The following is a 20,965-nucleotide window of genomic DNA, read 5'->3' as shown; positions in this document are numbered from 1 at the left end:
ATACCCATAAGTTAACAAAAATACAACTTACGTATCACACCCAAGTCATAGCGGGTTAGTCTGCTGTTGCAATTTGTATCAACGTTTTATTTTAAGGGAATAATATGTTTTCGAATTCTAAACTCGCACGCTCAGTAAAACTGGCTATGTCAGTAGGTTTGACCGCATCACTGGCTATGCCTGTATTTGCAGAAGAAACTGCTGCTGAAGAACAAATAGAAAGAGTCGCAGTAACAGGATCGCGAATCGCTAAAGCAGAACTAACTCAACCAGCTCCAGTCGTCAGCCTTTCAGCTGAAGAGCTAGCAAAATTTGGTAATCAAGATTTAGGTAGCATCCTATCTGAGTTACCTGCTATCGGCGCAACAAATACCATTATTGGAAATAACAATAGCAACTCAAGCGCAGGTGTTAGCTCTGCTGACTTGCGTCGTCTAGGTGCTAACAGAACCTTAGTATTAGTCAACGGTAAGCGCTACGTTGCCGGCCAACCGGGCTCTGCTCAGGTTGATTTATCAACTATCCCAACTAGCATGATTTCGCGCGTTGAAATTGTAACCGGTGGTGCTTCAGCAATTTATGGTTCAGACGCTGTATCGGGTGTTATCAACGTTATCCTTAAAGAAGACTTTGAAGGTTTTGAGTTTAACGCACGTACTAGCGGTTCGACTGAAAGTGTTGGTACAAAAGAGCATTCATTTGATGTTCTTGGTGGTGCAAACGTTGCAGATGGCCGTGGTAATGTGACTTTCTACGCAGGTTATGAGCGTACAAAAGAAGTCATGGCTACCGATATTCGTCAATTCGACGCTTGGGGAACAATTAAAAACGAAGCCGATGGTGGTGAGGATGATGGCATTCCAGATAGACTACGTGTACCACGAGTTTATTCTGAAATGATTAATGCTACCGGTGTTATCAATGCGTTTGGTGGTGGAATTGGTCGCTCAACCTTTGACAGTAACGGCAACCCTATTGCACAACAAGAACGTGACGGGACTAACAGCTTTGCATTTGGTTCATTCCCTGATGGTTGTGACACATGTTTCAACACGGAAGCTTACGAAAACTATATCCCTGCAGTAGATAGAATTAACGTAGGCTCATCATTTAACTTCGATTTTACCGATAACATTCAATTCTATACTGACTTTAGATATGTAAAATCAGATATTCAGCAACAGTTCCAGCCTTCGTTCCGTTTTGGCAACATTAATATCAATGTTGAAGATAACGCCTTTTTAAATGACGATTTACGCCAGCAGATGCTCGATGCAGGCCAAACCAATGCCTCTTTTGCGAAGTTCTTCGATGAATTAGGTAACCGCTCAGCAGAAAACCGTCGTGAACTATTCCGTTATGTTGGTGGTTTTAAAGGTGGTTTCGATATCAGCGAAACCATGTTTGATTACGACCTTTACTATGTTTATGGCGAAACCAATAACCGTCGTAAAACACTAAATGATCTAATCCCAGATAACTTTGTAGCAGCTGTTGACTCTGTTATTGACCCAGATACAGGCCTAGCGGCATGTCGCTCACAGGTAGCAAGCGCTCAAGGCGATGACTATACCGACCCTGCATCTGTAAATGGTAGCGACTGTGTTGCTTATAACCCATTTGGTATGGGTCAAGCGTCAGCTGAAGCCCGCGACTGGGTTTCTGCCGATGTGACTCGTGAAGATAAAATAACTCAACAAGTGATTGGTGGTACTCTCGGTACCGACTCTGAAGAGTTATTTGAGCTTCAAGGTGGTGCGATCGCTATGGTTGTAGGTTTTGAATACCGTGAAGAAACGTCTGGTTCAACGACCGATGAATTTACTAAAGCAGGTTTCTTAACCAGTGCAGCGACACCTGACTCATATGGTGAATATGATGTAACTGAATATTTTGTTGAGGTGAACGTTCCAGTACTAAAAGAATTACCTTTTGCACATGAGTTAAGCTTTGACGGTGCATACCGTAATGCTGATTACTCACATGCAGGTAAGACTGAAGCATGGAAAGTAGGCATGTTCTACTCACCATTAGAACAACTTGCTCTACGTGGTACGGTTGGTGAAGCAGTACGAGCACCAAACATTGCAGAAGCCTTTAGCCCTCGTTCACCAGGTTTTGGTCGAGTATCTGATCCATGTGATGCAGACAACATTAATGACGATCCAGATCGCGTATCAAACTGTGCGGCACTAGGGATCCCACCTGGGTTCCAAGCTAACGATAACGTCAGTGTCGACACTATCTCTGGTGGTAATCCAGATCTAAAACCTGAAACATCAACATCCTTTACAGGCGGCCTTGTTTGGACACCAACATTTGCTGACAATCTATCATTCACTGTTGATTACTATGATATTCAAATTGAAGATGCCATTTTGTCAGTAGCCACCCAAACTGTGGCTGATAACTGTGTTGACTCAACTGGCGGACCTGACACAGACTTCTGTAATCAAGTTGATCGTAACCCAACGACCTATGATATCGAACTTGTTCGCTCTGGATATCTAAATGCCGCGGCATTGAATACCAAAGGTATTGAATTTCAAGCAGCATACTCATTAGATCTTGAGTCTTTCAACGCGCCAGGTGAACTACGCTTCAACCTATTAGGAAACCAATTACTTGAACTAGAACGTCTTGAATTCCAAAATCGTCCTGATGAGATTAACGATGAAAAAGGCGAAGTCGGCGATCCAGAGCTGCAGTTCCGCCTAGGCATCGATTACCGTCTAGATGATCTAAGTGTTAGCTGGAACACGCGTTATATTGATAGCGTAGTGACTTACGATGTATCTGAAAACGGTGGTTCACCAGAGGATCTATCACCAGGTCACATCGGCTCAATGACAACGCATGACTTGAGCGCGACATACTACATCACAGAGAACTTTATGATTAATGCTGGTGTACGTAATGTGTTTGACGCACTTCCACCAGGATATACAAATGACGCACTGTATGACCTAGTTGGTCGCCGCGCGTTCCTAGGTATCAAGGTGGCTATGTAAATTATAAAATAGTAATGCAATAAAAAATGCAATCTCCTTAGGAGGTTGCATTTTTTTATCTACAGACCTCAATTTTTACAATAGCCAGCTATAACTCTCGCATTGCTAAGCACAGCCAAAAGCAACAACCAAACCACCATTAGATAACCGAACGGCAATCTTGCAGCAAAAACTCAGCAACGCACGACAAAGATCACATATTACCTCACTTACTGATTCTTCAGTAAAAATACCAACTTAGCTTACAAGTGTTCACTCAAGCTGGTCGTATCTGTAATTAATCAGTCCCAGGTGATTGTATTGACTCACTAGCTCAGGTAGTCTGCTCTGCCATTAGCTCAATAACATTGATTAAATAACGGTAGGTTGTGGCTTAGCGCTAAGCACGCGTTTATCACTGCCGTTATTAAGTCCCAACAGATTATTAACGGATACCCGCTAAACTGATGGCAAAAACAAATAGTGAACACTTAGAAGAAGCCAATATTAGTTCGAATAAGTGTACGCAAATAGAACATGAAGCTAGGCATCGCAATGCCACTACTACACCCGAGATGCGTCGATTCATACAAGAGACGGATCTCAGTGTCAGTCAACTTTCTAAAATATTAAATATCAGTGAAGCCACCGTGCGTAAATGGCGCAAACGCGACTCTGTCGAAAACTGCCCCAATACTCCACATCACCTCAATACTACGTTAACCCCGCTACAAGAGTATGTGGTGGTCGGTTTGCGTTACCAATTGAAGATGCCGCTAGACACCTTATTAAAAGCAACACAAAAGTTTATTAATCCAAATGTGTCACGTTCTGGGTTAGCAAGGTGCTTAAAGCGATATGGCGTATCTCGAGTCAGCGACATACAAAGCCCTAATGTGCCGATGCGTTACTTTAATCAAATCCCGGTAACTCAAGGTAGCGATGTGCAAACCTATACCTTGCACTATGAAACACTGGCTAAGACCTTAGCCCTGCCAAGCAACGACGGCGACAACGTAGTGCAAGTGGTTTCACTCACCATTCCACCGCAATTGACCGAAGAAATACCCAGTTCAATTTTGCTCGGCATCGATCCTCACAGCGACTGGATCTATCTCGACATTTATCAAGATGGCAATACTCAAGCCACAAATCGATATATGGCCTACGTACTCAAACATGGGCCATTCCATTTACGAAAGTTACTCGTGCGTAACTATCACACCTTTTTGCAGCGCTTTCCTGGTGCGACGCCAAATCGCCACACCTCAAAAGAAACGCATACAACAAACAACAAGACGCCTGACTCTCAGGCACCCAGCGGAGACTCATAATGAGCCAGACCTCTAAACCTACAAAGTCAGCTAAAGCGACTGAGCAAGCACAAGACTCACAAGCTGATTCACGCTTAAATAAGCGCCTTAAAGATATGCCTATTGCCATCGTTGGCATGGCAAGCATCTTTGCAAATTCTCGCTATTTAAATAAGTTTTGGGACTTAATCAGCGAGAAAATCGATGCGATTACTGAATTACCATCGACTCACTGGCAACCAGAAGAGTATTACGACGCCGATAAAACCGTAGCCGATAAGAGTTACTGTAAGCGTGGTGGTTTCCTGCCAGATGTGGACTTCAACCCAATGGAGTTTGGCCTGCCGCCAAATATCCTAGAGCTAACAGATTCATCACAACTGTTATCACTGATTGTTGCTAAAGAAGTATTGGCCGACGCGAACCTGCCTGAAGGTTACGACCGAGATAAAATCGGTATTACTTTAGGTGTCGGCGGCGGTCAAAAAATCAGCCACAGCCTAACAGCACGTCTGCAATACCCAGTGCTAAAGAAAGTGTTCGCCAATAGCGGTATTAGCGACACCGACAGCGAAATGCTGATCAAGAAATTCCAAGACCAATACGTACACTGGGAAGAAAACTCATTCCCGGGATCTTTAGGTAACGTGATTGCTGGTCGTATCGCCAACCGTTTTGACTTTGGTGGCATGAACTGTGTGGTCGATGCAGCCTGTGCAGGATCACTTGCGGCAATGCGCATGGCACTGACAGAGCTAACCGAAGGTCGCTCTGAAATGATGATCACCGGTGGTGTGTGTACCGATAACTCACCGTCTATGTATATGAGTTTCTCAAAAACACCTGCTTTTACCACTAACGAAACCATTCAGCCATTTGATATTGATTCTAAAGGCATGATGATTGGTGAAGGTATCGGTATGGTGGCGCTCAAGCGTCTTGAAGATGCCGAGCGCGATGGCGACCGCATTTACTCTGTGATTAAAGGTGTGGGTGCATCATCTGATGGTAAGTTTAAATCTATCTACGCCCCTCGCCCATCGGGCCAAGCTAAAGCACTAAACCGCGCTTATGATGACGCAGGCTTTGCGCCGCACACTTTAGGTCTAATTGAAGCTCACGGTACTGGCACAGCAGCTGGTGATGCTGCAGAATTTGCCGGACTTTGCTCTGTATTTGCTGATGGCAACGATACCAAGCAGCACATCGCACTTGGCTCGGTTAAATCACAAATTGGTCATACTAAATCAACAGCGGGTACTGCAGGTTTAATCAAAGCGGCCCTTGCACTGCATCACAAAGTGCTACCAGCAACGATTAACGTCAGCCAGCCAAGCCCTAAGCTTGATATTGAAAACTCACCATTTTATTTAAACACTGAGACACGTCCATGGTTACCGCGTGTTGATGGTACGCCACGCCGCGCGGGTATTAGCTCATTTGGTTTTGGTGGTACTAACTTCCACTTTGTACTAGAAGAGTACAACCAAGAACACAGCCGTACTGACAGCGAAAAAGCCAAATATCGTCAACGCCAAGTCGCACAAAGCTTCCTAATAAGCGCAAACGATAAAGCTGCGTTAATTAACGAGCTAAACACACTAGCAGCATCTGCAAACCAAGCAGAATTTATCCTCAAAGATGCAGCGGCAAACTACTCTGTCCGTGAACTTGATAAAAAAGCGCCACGTATTGGTTTAGTTGCAAACACTGCTGATGAATTAGCAGGCCTAATTAAGCAAGCAATTGCAAAGCTGTCTGCAAGCGATGATAACGCATGGCAACTACCTGGCGGCACAAGTTATCGCGCCGCAGCAATCGACGGTAAAGTTGCCGCACTGTTTGCTGGCCAAGGTTCACAATACCTAAATATGGGTCGCGACCTTGCTTGTTATTATCCAGAGATGCGTCAGCAATTTGTGATGGCTGATAAGGTATTTGCCGCAAATGATAAGACACCGCTTTCTCAAACTCTGTATCCAAAGCCTGTATTTAATAAAGATGACTTAAAGGCTCAAGAAGCCATTTTGACTAATACCGCCAATGCTCAAAGCGCAATTGGTGCCATTTCAATGGGTCAATATGAACTGTTCACTGCAGCAGGCTTTAATGCCGATATGGTAGCCGGTCATAGTTTTGGTGAATTAAGCGCACTGTGCGCGGCAGGTGTTGTCAGCTCTGATGATTACTACAAGCTGGCCTTTGCCCGTGGCGATGCCATGGCGACTAAAGCTGAAGCCAAAGATGGCGTTGAAGCTGATGCAGGTAGCATGTATGCAATCATCACCAAGAGCGCTGCAGACCTTGAAGCCGTTGAAACAACCATTGCTAAATTTGATGGGGTGAAAGTCGCTAACTATAACGCGCCAACTCAATCTGTGATTGCAGGTCCAACAGCAAGTACCGCTGATGCGGCTAAGGCGCTAAGTGAGCTTGGTTACAAAGCGATTAACCTGCCAGTATCAGGTGCATTCCACACTGAACTTGTTGGTCACGCCCAAGCGCCATTTGCTAAAGCGATTGATGCAGCCAAGTTTACTAAAGCTAGCCGAGCACTTTACTCAAATGCAACTGGCGGACTTTATGAAAGCACTGCTGCAAAGATTAAAGCCTCGTTTAAGAAACATATGCTTCAATCAGTCCGCTTTACTAGCCAGCTAGAAGCTATGTATGACGCCGGTGCACGCGTATTTGTTGAGTTTGGTCCGAAGAACATCTTACAAAAGCTTGTTCAAGGCACGCTTGCTAACACTGAAAATGAAGTTTGCACAATCTCTATAAACCCTAATCCTAAAGGTGATAGTGATCTGCAGCTTAAGCAAGCAGCAATGCAACTGGCCGTTACCGGTGTTGTATTAAGCGAAATCGACCCATACCAAGCCGATATTGCCGCTCCAGCTAAAAAGTCACCTATGAGTATTTCGCTAAACGCTGCTAACCATATCAGCAAAGCGACTCGCGCTAAGATGGCCAAATCTTTAGAGACTGGCATCGTCACTTCACAAATCGAACATGTGATCGAAGAAAAAATCGTTGAAGTTGAGAAGTTGGTTGAAGTAGAGAAGCTCGTAGAAAAAATCGTAGAAGTCGAAAAGATTGTTGAAGTTGCAGCAGTTACATCAGGTAACGAGCAAGCCACTTATCATTCAACCAATGCAACCCCAGTTGAAGCTCATTCAGCTCAAGAGAATCAAGTCGTGTCTAAAAATAGTAAGCCAGCAGCGCATAATATTAGCAGCGATGCACTCAGCAACTTTTTTGCCGCCCAGCAGCAAACAGCTCAGCTACATCAGCAATTCTTAGCTATTCCACAGCAATATGGTGAGACGTTCACCACATTGATGACAGAGCAAGCTAAGCTGGCAGGTTCTGGAATTGCGATCCCAGAGAGCTTACAACGCTCAATGGAGCAGTTCCACCAGCTACAAGCGCAAACACTACAAAGCCACACGCAATTCCTTGAAATGCAAGCGGGCAGCAATATTGCCGCATTGAACCTGCTAAATGGCAGCCAAGCAACTTACGCTCCTGTCATTCACAATGAAGGAATTCAAACCGAAGTAATTCAGAGTCAAGTGGTTCAAAGCCAAGTTGTTGCTCAAGCTGCGATTGCAGCGCCAATTATCACTACGCCAGTGCAGCCTACTCAAGCTCCACAAGCACAGCCTGCACCGGTAACAGCTCCTGTTCAAACGGCTCCAGTACAAGTTGCTCGTCAAGCTGCGCCTGCCCAAACTGTTGTTCCAACTCATACAAGTGTTGTGACTACAATGCCTTCAGCCTTGAGCGCAGCAAAAGTCCAAGCCACCATGCTTGAAGTGGTTGCCGAGAAAACCGGTTACCCAACTGAAATGCTAGAGCTTGAAATGGATATGGAAGCCGACTTAGGCATCGATTCAATCAAGCGTGTAGAAATTCTTGGCACAGTACAAGATGAGCTACCGGGTTTACCAGAGCTTAGCCCTGAAGATTTAGCTGAGTGTCGTACACTAGGCGAAATCGTCGACTATATGGGCAGTAAACTGCCAGCTGACGGCTCTATGAACTCTCAGCTTTCACCTGTTACAGCAGCTGCGACTGTTGCACCAGCGGCAAACGGTCTGAGCGCTGAAACAGCCCTGAGCACGCAAACAGCCTTGAGCGCTGCAAAAGTGCAAAGCACTATGATGTCTGTGGTTGCTGAAAAAACCGGTTACCCAACTGAAATGCTTGAGCTTGGCATGGATATGGAAGCCGATTTAGGTATCGACTCAATTAAACGCGTTGAGATTCTTGGCACTGTACAAGATGAGCTACCAGGTTTACCTGAGCTTAGCCCTGAAGATTTGGCTGAGTGTCGTACGCTTGGTGAAATCGTCGACTATATGGGCAGTAAACTACCAGCTGACGGCTCTGCTAATACAAGTGCCGCTGCGGCGCAAGTGTCTCAATTGGCCACTGCACCAGCTGCGAGCGGTACAGCCTTGAGCACAGCAAAAGTACAAAGCACTATGATGTCAGTGGTTGCCGAAAAGACTGGCTACCCAACTGAAATGTTAGAGCTTGAAATGGATATGGAAGCCGATTTAGGTATCGATTCTATCAAGCGCGTTGAAATTCTAGGTACAGTACAAGACGAGCTACCGGGTTTACCTGAGCTTAATCCTGAAGATTTAGCCGAGTGTCGCACACTGGGTGAAATCGTCGACTATATGGGCAGTAAACTGCCAGCTGAAGGCTCTATGAACTCTCAGCTGTCTACAAGTGCGGCTGAAGGCTCTGCTCTTTCATCTGCGACTATTGCACCAGCTGCAAACGGTCTAAGCGCGCAAAAGGTACAAGCGACCATGATGTCTGTAGTTGCCGAGAAGACTGGCTACCCAACTGAAATGCTTGAACTAAGCATGGATATGGAAGCCGATTTGGGTATCGACTCTATCAAGCGCGTTGAAATTCTTGGCACAGTACAAGATGAGCTACCGGGTTTACCTGAGCTTAACCCAGAAGATCTAGCTGAGTGTCGTACACTGGGCGAAATCGTTAGCTACATGAACTCAAAGCTGTCTACAAGTGCAGCTGAAGGCTCTCCTCTTTCATATGCTGCTATTGCACCAGCTGCAAACGGTGTAAGTGCTGACAAAGTACAGGCTACTATGATGTCAGTAGTTGCCGAAAAGACTGGCTACCCAACTGAAATGCTAGAACTTAGCATGGATATGGAAGCCGATTTAGGCATCGACTCAATTAAACGCGTTGAAATTCTTGGCACAGTACAAGATGAGCTACCAGGTTTACCTGAGCTTAATCCAGAAGATCTAGCAGAGTGTCGTACGCTAGGCGAAATCGTTAGCTACATGAACTCTAAGCTGACTGACGGCTCTAAACTGCCGGCTGAAGGCTCTATGAACTATCAGCTATCTACAAGTGCCGCAGCTGCGACTCCTGCAGCGAATGGTCTTTCTGCTGACAAGGTACAGGCGACTATGATGTCTGTAGTTGCAGAAAAGACTGGCTACCCAACTGAAATGCTTGAACTTGGCATGGATATGGAAGCCGATTTAGGTATCGATTCAATTAAGCGTGTAGAAATTCTTGGCACAGTTCAAGATGAGCTACCGGGTCTACCTGAGCTAAATCCTGAAGATTTAGCAGAGTGCCGTACGCTTGGCGAAATCGTGGCCTATATGAACTCTAAACTTTCTACAAGTGCAGCTGATGGCTCTACTAATACAAGTGCGGCTGAAGGCTCTGCTGATAAAAGTGCTGCAAATGCTTCAAAGCCAGCAGCAATTTCGGCAGAACCAAGTGTAGAGCTTCCTCCTCATAGCGAGGTAGCGCTAAAAAAGCTTAATGCGGCGGACAAGCTAGAAAATTGTTTCGCCGCAGACGCAAGTGTTGTGATCAACGATGATGGTCACAACGCAGGTGTTTTAGCTGAGAAACTAATTAAACAAGGTCTTAAAGTTGCCGTTGTGCGTCTTGCTGCTGGTCAGCCACAATCGCCACTTTCAAGTGACGTTGCCAGCTTTGAACTTACCTCAAGCGATGAGTCTGAGCTAGAGACAAGTATCGCTGCAGTTATCGCGCAGATTGAAACTCAGGTTGGCACTATTGGTGGCTTTATCCACTTGCAACCAGAAACGAATGCTGCGCAGCAAAGTGCAGTAAACCTCGATGGGCAAAGCTTTACTCACGTGAGTAATGCGTTCTTATGGGCTAAATTGTTGCAACCAAAATTAGTTGCAGGATCAGACGCTCGCCGCTGTTTTGTGACAGTAAGCCGCATCGACGGTGGCTTTGGTTACTTAAATACTGATGCACTAAAAGGTGCAGAACTTAACCAAGCTGCATTAGCAGGGTTAACTAAAACCCTAAGTCATGAATGGCCACAGGTTTTTTGTCGTGCACTCGATATTGCAACAGATGTTGATGCAACTCATTTAGCCGATGCGATCACTAGCGAACTATTTGATAGCAACGCTCAACTTCCTGAAGTGGGTATCTCTTTCGGTAAAAAAGATGAGCTAACTCGAGTGACCTTAGTTGCCGGAGAAGCTGCAGACAAAACAGCAAAAGCTGAGCTTAACAGTACAGATAAAATACTGGTGACCGGGGGCGCAAAAGGCGTAACCTTCGAATGTGCACTAGCACTGGCTAAACGCACTCAGTCGCACTTTATCTTAGCTGGCCGTAGTGAATTACAAGCTTTGCCAAGCTGGGCTGCAGGTAAGCAAACCAGCGAGCTAAAGTCAGCGGCAATCGCTCATATTATCTCTACAGGTCAAAAGCCAACGCCAAAGCAAGTTGAAGCCGCTGTGTGGCCAGTACAAAGCAGCATTGAGATTAATGCAGCCCTAGCCGCCTTTAGCGAGGTTGGAGCATCTGCCGAATACGTGAGCATGGACGTCACCGACAGCGCAGCAATCACAGCAGCACTTAACGGTCGCTCAAATGAGATCACCGGTCTTATTCACGGCGCAGGCGTACTAGCAGACAAGCATATTCAAGACAAGACTCTTGCTGAACTTGCACGTGTTTATGGCACTAAAGTTAACGGCCTAAAAGCGCTACTCGCGGCACTTGAGCCAAGTAAGATTAAGTTACTTGCTATGTTCTCATCTGCTGCAGGTTTTTACGGCAACACAGGTCAAAGCGATTATGCGATGTCAAACGACATTCTTAACAAGGCAGCGTTGCAGTTCACTGCACGTAACCCACAAGCTAAAGTCATGAGCTTTAACTGGGGCCCTTGGGATGGCGGCATGGTTAACCCTGCGCTTAAAAAGATGTTTACCGACCGTGGTGTATACGTCATTCCACTAAAAGCAGGTGCAGAGCTATTTGCGACTCAGCTATTAGGTGAAACAGGCGTACAGTTGCTAATTGGTACATCAATGCAAGGCGGAAGCGACACAAAAGCAACTGAGACTGCTTCTGTAAAAAAGCTTAATGCGGGTGAGGTGCTAACAACATCGCATCCGCGTGCTGGTGCACAAAAAACACCACTACAAGCTGTCACTGCAACGCGTCTGTTAACCCCTAGTGCCATGGTCTTCATTGAAGATCACCGCATTGGCGGTAACAGCGTGCTGCCAACGGTATGTGCTATCGACTGGATGCGTGAAGCGGCGAGCGATATGCTCGGCTCTCAGGTAAAAGTCATAAATTACAAACTGCTAAAAGGGATTGTATTTGAAACCGATGCAGCTCAAGAGTTAACTCTTGAGCTAACGCCAACAGGTGAAGATGCAACACTGAATGCGTTGATCAGCAGTAATGGTCGCCCACAATATCAAGCAACACTTGTAGGTAACATAACCACTGAGTACGCTAGCAAGCAGTTTAACTTAAGCGCAGCTAAGGTGATTACCACAGCGAAGGAACTTTATAGTAACGGCACCTTGTTCCACGGGCCGCGTCTACAAGGGATCCAATCTGTGGTGCAGTTTGATGAGCAAAGATTAATTGCCAACGTTTCATTACCGCAGGTAAAGCTTAGCGATTGTGGTGAGTTCTTGCCGCAAGCTCATGTGGGTGGTAGTCAGCCTTTTGCTGAAGACCTACTGCTACAAGCCATGCTCGTTTGGGCAAGACTTAAAACTGGCGCGGCGAGTTTGCCATCAAGCATTGGTGAGTTTATCTCAAACCAACCAATGGCCTTTGGTGAAACCGGTATCATTGAGCTTGAAGTCATTAAGCATAACAAACGCTCACTTGAAGCCAATGTTGCGCTATACCGAGCTAACGGCGAGTTAAGTGCCATGTTTAAGTCGGCTAAAATCACTATTAGCAAAAGCTTAAACCCCGCATTTTTACCTGCTGTGCTAGCAAACGACAGTGAGGCGAAATAGTGGAACAAACGCCTAATACCAGTGTGATGCCACTTCGCATCGCACTTATCTTACTGCCAACGCCGCAGTTTGATATTAACACTGTCGACCAGTCGGTTTTAGCGAGCTATCAAACAGTGCAGCCAGAGCTAAATGCCCTGCTTAACAGTGCACCGTCACCTGAAATGCTCAGCATCACTATCTCAGATGACAGCGATGCAAACAGCTTTGAGTCGCAGCTAAATGCTGCGACCAACGCGATTAACAATGGCTATATCGTCAAGCTTGCTACAGCAACTCACGCTTTGTTAATGCTACCTGCATTAAAAGCGGCGCAAATGCGGATCCATCCTCATGCGCAGCTTGCAGCTATGCAGCAAGCTGAATCGACGCCAATAAGTCAAGATGGAATACCATCTAATGCGCTAAGCCAGTCTCTTATACAAGCCAAACGTAGCTTAACTGATGTCAGCGTGAATGAGTGTTTTGAAAACCTCAATAGTGAACAGCAGTTCACAGAGGTTTATTCCCTTATTCAGCAACTTGCTAGCCGCACCCATGTAAGAAAAGCTGTTCATCAAGGTGTAAAACTGGGTGCTAAACAGGCCAAAAGCCACTATTGGTTTAGCGAATTTCATCAAAACCGTGTTGCAGCCATAAACTTTGTTAATGGCCAACAAGCAACCAGCTATGTGCTAACCCAAGGCACAGGCTCGTTAGCGCCTAAGTCAATGCTAAGCAGCCAAAGATTAATGTTTATCTTGCCCGGCAATAGTGAGCAAGATATTGCAGCATCGATAGCTAAGCTAATACAGCAATTAGCCAGCTTGCAGGTAGCAGATACTAATGAGCTTTCTCTACAGCATCAACAAGTGCTGCTCAGCACAATGCATGACAATTTTGTTAACGCTGCGAGACTGTTTAGTAGCCATAATAAGCCCGCTTATCAGGCTGTTATTCAAGCGAGCTCATTCGTCGCAGCTAAACAAGAATTAAATGCACTGAACGATGCACTAGCAGCGCTTTTTGCTGAGCAAACAAACGCTAATTTAAGTCATAGTAGCTTAAGTCAATATAAAACCCCTGCGGGTAGTTATTTGACCCTAACACCGCTTGGTAATAGCGATAACGACGCCCAAGCGGGGCTCGCTTTTGTCTATCCAGGTGTGGGTACGGTTTATGCCGATATGCTTAATGAATTGCATCAGTACTTCCCTGCTCTTTACGCCAAACTTGAGCGGGAAGGCGATTTAAAGTCGATGCTACAAGCAGAAGATATCTATCATCTTGACCCTAAACATGCCGCCAAGATGAGCTTAGGTGACTTAGCCATTGCTGGCGTGGGTAGCAGCTACTTGTTAACTCAGCTGCTAACCAATGAGTTTAATATTAAGCCTAATTTTGCTTTAGGTTACTCAATGGGTGAAGCATCAATGTGGGCAAGCTTAGGCGTATGGCAAAACCCGCATGCGCTGATTAGCAAAACCCAAACCGACCCGCTTTTCACTTCGGCTATTTCCGGCAAATTAACCGCTGTTAGACAGGCTTGGCAGCTCGATGACACCGCCGCAGAGATCCAGTGGAATAGCTTTGTGGTTAGAAGTGAAGCAGCGCCACTTGAGGCATTACTAAAAGATTATCCACACGCTTACCTTGCGATTATTCAAGGTGACACCTGCGTAATCGCTGGCTGTGAAACCCAGTGCAAAGCACTGCTTGCTGCACTGGGCAAACGCGGTATTGCAGCCAATCGCGTAACAGCAATGCATACGCAACCTGCGATGCAAGAGCATCAAAATGTGATGGATTTTTATCTGCAACCGTTAAAAGCTGAGCTTCCTAGTGAAATAGGTTTTATCAGCGCCGCAGATTTAACCGCTAAGCAAACGGTGAGTGAGCAAGCACTTAGCAGCCTAGTCGTTGCTCAATCTATTGCCGACACCTTCTGCCAAACCTTGGACTTTACCGCGCTAGTACATCACGCCCAACATCAAGGCGCTAAGCTGTTTGTTGAAATCGGTGCAGATAGACAAAACTGCACCTTGATCGACAAGATTGCTAAACAAGATAGTGCCAGCAGTGCAAAACATCAGCCTTGTTGCACTGTGCCAATGAACGCTAAGGGTAGCCAAGACATTACCAGCGTGATTAAGGCTATAGGCCAATTAATTAGCCATAACGTGCCGTTATCGCTGCAACCATTTATTGATGGACTCAAGCGCGAGCTAGCGCATTGCCAATTAATCGCCCACTCGGCGGCAAAGCAGTCAACTGCGATTGAGTCTAACCAAGACCATTTACTTCAAGGGGAAGTCTAATGTCATTACCAGACAATGCTTCTAACCCTCTTTCCCAAAGTGGAAAAGGCGCGACTAACGCAAGTAAAACCAGTAAACAAAGCAAAATCGCCATTGTCGGTTTAGCCACTCTGTATCCAGATGCTAAAACCCCGCAAGAATTTTGGCAGAACCTGCTGGATAAACGCGACTCTCGCAGCACCTTAACCAACGAAAAACTCGGTGCTAACAGCCAAGATTATCAAGGTGTACAAGGTCAGTCCGACCGCTTTTATTGTAATAAAGGCGGCTATATTGAAAACTTTCAATTTAACCCTGCGGGCTACAAGCTGTCAGAGCAAAGCTTAACTGGTTTAGATGACAGCTTTCTTTGGGCACTAGACACCAGCCGCAATGCGTTAACGGATGCCGGAATTGATATCACCTGTGCAGACTTAAGCCGCACAGGTGTAGTAATGGGCGCTTTATCGTTCCCAACTACCCGCTCCAACGATCTGTTTTTGCCGATTTATCACAGCGCGGTTGAGAAAGCCCTGCAGGATAAACTCGGCGCAAAAGCATTTAAGTTAAGCCCAACTAATGCCCATACCGCGCGAGCGGTAAATGAATGCAACCTAAACGCAGCCAATGGTGCCATTGCCCATAACAGCTCAAAAGTGGTTGCCGATGCGTTAGGTCTTGGCGGCGCACAGCTAAGCCTTGATGCCGCCTGTGCAAGTTCGGTTTACTCATTAAAGCTTGCTTGTGATTACTTAAGCACTGGCAAGGCCGATATCATGTTGGCTGGAGCAGTCTCTGGCGCAGATCCTTTCTTTATCAACATGGGATTCTCAATCTTCCACGCCTACCCAGACCATGGTATTTCAGTGCCGTTTGATGGCAGCAGTAAAGGCTTGTTTGCCGGCGAAGGCGCTGGCGTATTAGTGCTTAAACGGCTTGAAGATGCAGAGCGCGACAATGACAAGATCTATGCGGTTGTTAGTGGCGTAGGTCTATCAAACGACGGTAAAGGCCAGTTTGTATTAAGCCCGAACCCTAAAGGTCAGGTAAAAGCCTTTGAACGTGCCTATGCCGCCAGTGATATTGAGCCAAAAGACATTGAAGTGATTGAGTGCCACGCAACAGGTACGCCGCTGGGTGATAAGATTGAGCTCACTTCAATGGAAACCTTCTTTGAAGACAAGCTGCAAGGTACTGATGCACCGTTAATTGGTTCAGCCAAGTCTAACTTAGGCCACCTATTAACCGCAGCCGGCATGCCGGGGATCATGAAAATGATCTTCGCCATGAAAGAAGGTTACCTGCCGCCAAGTATCAATATCAGTGATGCAATCTCTTCACCGAAAAAACTGTTTGGTAAACCAACCCTGCCTAGCATGGTTCAAGGCTGGCCAGATAAACCATCGAATAATCATTTTGGTGTGAGAAGTCGTCACGCTGGCGTATCGGTTTTTGGCTTTGGTGGTTGTAATGCTCACCTATTGCTTGAATCATACAATGGCAAAGGGACTGTAAAGACAAAGCCCACTCAAGCCGCGCGTCAAGCTGAGCCGCTAAAAGTGGTTGGCCTTGCCTCACACTTTGGTCCGCTTAGCAGTATCAATGCGCTTAATAATGCTGTGACTCAAAACGGTAACGGCTTTATCGAACTGCCTAAAAAGCGTTGGAAAGGCCTTGAAAAGCACAGTGAATTACTGGCTGAGTTTGGATTAGCATCTGCACCAAAAGGTGCCTATGTCGATAACTTCGAGTTAGACTTTTTACGCTTTAAACTGCCGCCAAACGAAGATGACCGTTTGATCTCACAGCAGTTAATGTTAATGCGAGTGACAGACGAAGCCATTCGTGATGCCAAGCTAGAGCCTGGGCAGAAAGTGGCAGTATTAGTCGCAATGGAAACCGAGCTTGAACTGCATCAGTTCCGCGGCCGCGTTAACTTGCATACTCAGCTAGCTCAAAGCCTTGCAGCCATGGGCGTCAGTTTATCAACTGATGAATACCAAGCGCTTGAAGCTATCGCCATGGACAGTGTGCTTGATGCAGCTAAGCTGAATCAGTACACCAGCTTTATTGGTAATATTATGGCGTCACGCGTGGCGTCATTATGGGACTTTAATGGCCCAGCCTTCACTATTTCTGCTGCAGAGCAATCGGTGAGTCGCTGTATTGATGTCGCGCAAAACCTCATCATGGAAGATAACCTAGATGCAGTAGTTATTGCAGCGGTTGATCTCTCTGGTAGCTTTGAGCAAGTCATTCTCAAAAACGCTATTTCACCAGTGGCAATCGAGCCTAAACTCGACGCCAATCTCAATTCAACTTCTACATCATGGAATGTAGGTGAAGGTGCTGGTGCTATCGTATTAGTCAAAGATGAAGCGACATCTGGCTGCTCATACGGCCAAATAGATGCGCTTGGATTTGCTAAAACTGCCGAAACCGCTTTGGCCACCGACAGATTACTTAGCCAAACTGCTACTGACTTTAATGCCGTTAAAGTAATTGAAACTATGGCTGCACCTGCAAGCCAAATTCAATTGGCGCCAATGGCTACACCGCAGGTTACTCATACCGCTGCAGAGCAGCGTATTGGTCACTGCTTTGCCGCTGCGGGAATGGCAAGCCTATTACATGGTTTACTTAACTTAAATGCTGTAGCCCAAACCAATAAAGCCAATTGCGCGCTCATCAACAATATCAGTGAAAACCAATTATCACAGCTATTGATTAGCCAAACCGCTAGCGAGCAACAAGCATTAACCGCCCGTTTAAGCAGTGAGCTTAAATCGGATGCTAAACACCAGTTGGTTAAGCAAGTCACCTTAGGTGGCCGCGATATCTACCAGCATATTGTTGATACGCCACTTGCAAGCCTTGAAGCGATTACGCAAAAGTTGGCGCAAGCGACAGCATCGACCTTGGTAAGCCAAGTTAAACCGATTAAGGCCACTAATGCAGTCGAAACGGCAAGCTCATTCGAAACGGCTGGCTCAGTAGATCCACAAATAACAATTGCAGCACAACAGACTGCAAACATTGGCGTCACCGCTCAGGCACCCAAACGTGAATTAGGTACCCCACCAATGACAACAAATACCATTGCTAATACAGCAAACAATACAAACAAGACTCTTGATACTGCTATAGGGAATACTGTTGCTGGCGAAATTGGCTCAGGTGATCTCGCCAGTTTTCAACACAATCAACAGCTCACTCAGCAAGCTCACTTAGCTTTTCTAGAGAGCCGCAATGCAGGTATGAAGGTGGCTGATGCTCTGCTAAAACAGCAGCTAGCGCAAGTAACCGGCCAAGTCCTCGATATTCAAGCCGTCGATACTCAGGCCGTCGATATTCAAGCCATCGATGCTCAAACTGCAACACTTGCTGCAACTCATACTCCAACGCAAGCTGCACCAGTGCAAAGCAGTGTTGTGGAGTTAAAGCCAGATCACGCTAACGTGCCGCCATATATCGCACCAGTGCCTGCACTAAAACCGTGTATCTGGAACTACGCCGATTTAGTTGAGTACGCAGAGGGCGATATCGCTAAGGTATTTGGCAGTGATTATGCGATCATCGACAGTTACTCACGCCGCGTACGTCTACCAACCACAGACTATCTCCTAGTATCGCGCGTCACCAAACTTGATGCGACCATAAATCAGTTTAAGCCATGCTCAATGACCACTGAGTACGACATCCCTGTTGATGCGCCATACTTAGTAGACGGACAAATCCCTTGGGCGGTAGCAGTAGAATCAGGCCAATGTGACTTGATGCTTATTAGCTATCTAGGTATCGACTTTGAGAACAAAGGCGAGCGGGTTTATCGACTACTCGATTGTACCCTTACCTTCTTGGGTGACTTGCCACGTGGCGGCGACACACTGCGTTACGACATTAAGATCAACAACTATGCCCGTAATGGCGAAACCTTGTTGTTCTTCTTCTCGTATGAGTGTTTTGTTGGCGATAAGATGATCCTCAAGATGGATGGCGGCTGCGCTGGCTTCTTCACTGATGAAGAGCTTGCCGACGGTAAAGGTGTGATTCGCACTGAAGAAGAGATTAAAGCTCGCAGCCTAGTGCAAAAGCAGCGCTTTAACCCACTACTTGATTGCCCTAAAACTCAGTTTAGCTATGGCGATATTCATAAGCTATTAACTGCTGATATTGCAGGTTGTTTCGGCCCAAGCCACAGCGGCGCCCACCAGCCGTCTCTTTGCTTCGCATCTGAAAAATTCTTGATGATTGAACAAGTCAGCAAGGTTGATCGCACAGGCGGTACTTGGGGTCTAGGTTTAATCGAAGGTCATAAACAACTTGAAGCAGACCACTGGTACTTCCCGTGTCATTTCAAGGGCGACCAAGTGATGGCTGGCTCGTTAATGGCTGAAGGTTGTGGTCAATTACTGCAGTTCTATATGCTGCACCTTGGTATGCACACCCAAACTAAAAACGGCCGTTTCCAGCCACATGAAAATGCCTCACAGCAAGTACGTTGTCGCGGCCAAGTGCTACCACAATCTGGCGTACTGACTTACCGTATGGAAGTGACTGAAATAGGTTTCAGTCCGCGCCCATATGCTAAAGCTAACATCGATATTTTGCTCAACGGCAAAGCGGTAGTGGATTTCCAAAACCTAGGTGTGATGATTAAAGAGGAAGATGAGTGTACTCGTTATCCGCTTTTGACCAACTCGGCTAACACAACAGGGACAGCAAAGACTGCTCAAGCGCCTGTGGCGTCTCGCAATACAGAATACCAGCCAGCATCTGTAAACGCTCCATTAATGGCGCAAATCCCTGATCTAACCAAAGAGCCAAACAAGGGCGTCATTCCGATTTCCCACGTTGAAGCGCCAATTACGCCGGACTACCCCAACCGCATACCTGATACCGTACCGTTTACGCCGTATCACATGTTTGAGTTTGCCACCGGTAATATCGAAAACTGCTTCGGCCCTGAGTTCTCAATCTATCGCGGCATGATCCCACCACGTACACCATGTGGTGACTTACAGGTGACCACCCGTGTTATCGAAGTTAACGGTAAGCGCGGCGACTTTAAAAAGCCATCATCGTGTATCGCTGAATATGAAGTGCCTGCAGATGCATGGTATTTCGACAAAAACAGCCATGGCGCAGTGATGCCATACTCGATTTTGATGGAGATCTCACTGCAGCCTAACGGCTTTATCTCAGGTTACATGGGCACAACCCTTGGCTTCCCAGGCCTTGAACTGTTCTTCCGTAACTTAGATGGTAGCGGTGAGCTACTGCGTGATGTTGATTTGCGCGGTAAAACTATTCGTAACGACTCGCGCTTGTTATCAACCGTTATGGCTGGCACTAACATCATTCAAAGCTTTAGCTTCGAGCTAAGCGTTGATAATGAGCCTTTCTATCGCGGTACGGCGGTATTTGGCTACTTCAAGGGTGATGCGCTTAAAGATCAGCTTGGTCTAGATAACGGCAAAGTGACTCAGCCTTGGCATGTGGCTAACGGCGTTGCAGCAACCACTAAAGTGAACCTGCTTGATAAGAGCGGCCGTCACTTTAACGCGCCAGCTAACCAACCGCATTATCGTTTAGCAGGTGGTCAGCTGAACTTTATCGACAGCGTTGAAATTGTTGATAATGGCGGCACCGAAGGCCTAGGTTACTTGTACGCTGAGCGCACCATTGACCCAAGTGATTGGTTCTTCCAATTCCACTTCCACCAAGACCCGGTAATGCCAGGTTCACTCGGTGTTGAAGCGATTATTGAAACCATGCAGACTTATGCTATTTCAAAAGACTTAGGTGCAGGGTTTAAAAACCCTAAGTTTGGTCAAATTCTATCTAACATCAAGTGGAAGTATCGCGGTCAAATTAATCCGCTGAACAAGCAGATGTCTATGGATGTGAGCATTACCTCTGTCAAAGATGAAGACGGTAAGAAAGTCATCACAGGTAATGCCAGCCTAAGTAAAGATGGTCTGCGCATATACGAAGTATTCGATATAGCCATCTGTATCGAAGAGGCTTAAAACGAAGTTTTAAGCCTAAGTTAA

At 46.2% G+C, this 20,965-nt stretch carries 5 protein-coding genes; all 5 read left to right on the top strand.

All coding sequences use genetic code 11. The features are described 5' to 3' along the window. Positions 1-104 precede the first annotated feature (104 nt). Complete coding sequence (locus K5Q73_RS13190; RefSeq protein WP_220763618.1) at positions 105-3,011, top strand: TonB-dependent receptor domain-containing protein; 2,907 nt, start codon at positions 105-107, stop codon at positions 3,009-3,011. 446 nt (positions 3,012-3,457) lie between these two features. After that, complete coding sequence (locus K5Q73_RS13185) at positions 3,458-4,324, top strand: transcriptional regulator (RefSeq protein WP_220763616.1); 867 nt, start codon at positions 3,458-3,460, stop codon at positions 4,322-4,324. Beyond that, positions 4,324-12,633, top strand: coding sequence for a type I polyketide synthase (locus tag K5Q73_RS13180; protein WP_220763614.1), 8,310 nt, complete (start codon positions 4,324-4,326; stop codon positions 12,631-12,633). Before K5Q73_RS13185 ends, K5Q73_RS13180 begins: the two co-directional genes overlap by 1 nt. Beyond that, complete coding sequence (pfaB, locus tag K5Q73_RS13175) at positions 12,633-14,930, top strand: PfaB family protein (RefSeq protein ID WP_220763612.1); 2,298 nt, start codon at positions 12,633-12,635, stop codon at positions 14,928-14,930. Before K5Q73_RS13180 ends, pfaB begins: the two co-directional genes overlap by 1 nt. Then, positions 14,930-20,941, top strand: a complete 6,012-nt coding sequence (gene pfaC, locus K5Q73_RS13170; protein ID WP_220763610.1) for a beta-ketoacyl synthase N-terminal-like domain-containing protein — start codon at positions 14,930-14,932, stop codon at positions 20,939-20,941. Before pfaB ends, pfaC begins: the two co-directional genes overlap by 1 nt. Positions 20,942-20,965 lie beyond the last annotated feature (24 nt).

It is taken from the genome of Shewanella sp. MBTL60-112-B2, from assembly GCF_019655055.1.
Lineage (GTDB): Bacteria > Pseudomonadota > Gammaproteobacteria > Enterobacterales > Shewanellaceae > Shewanella.
The sequence above is the reverse complement of the archived record's forward strand: the minus strand, read 5'-3'. Positions and strand labels throughout refer to the sequence as shown.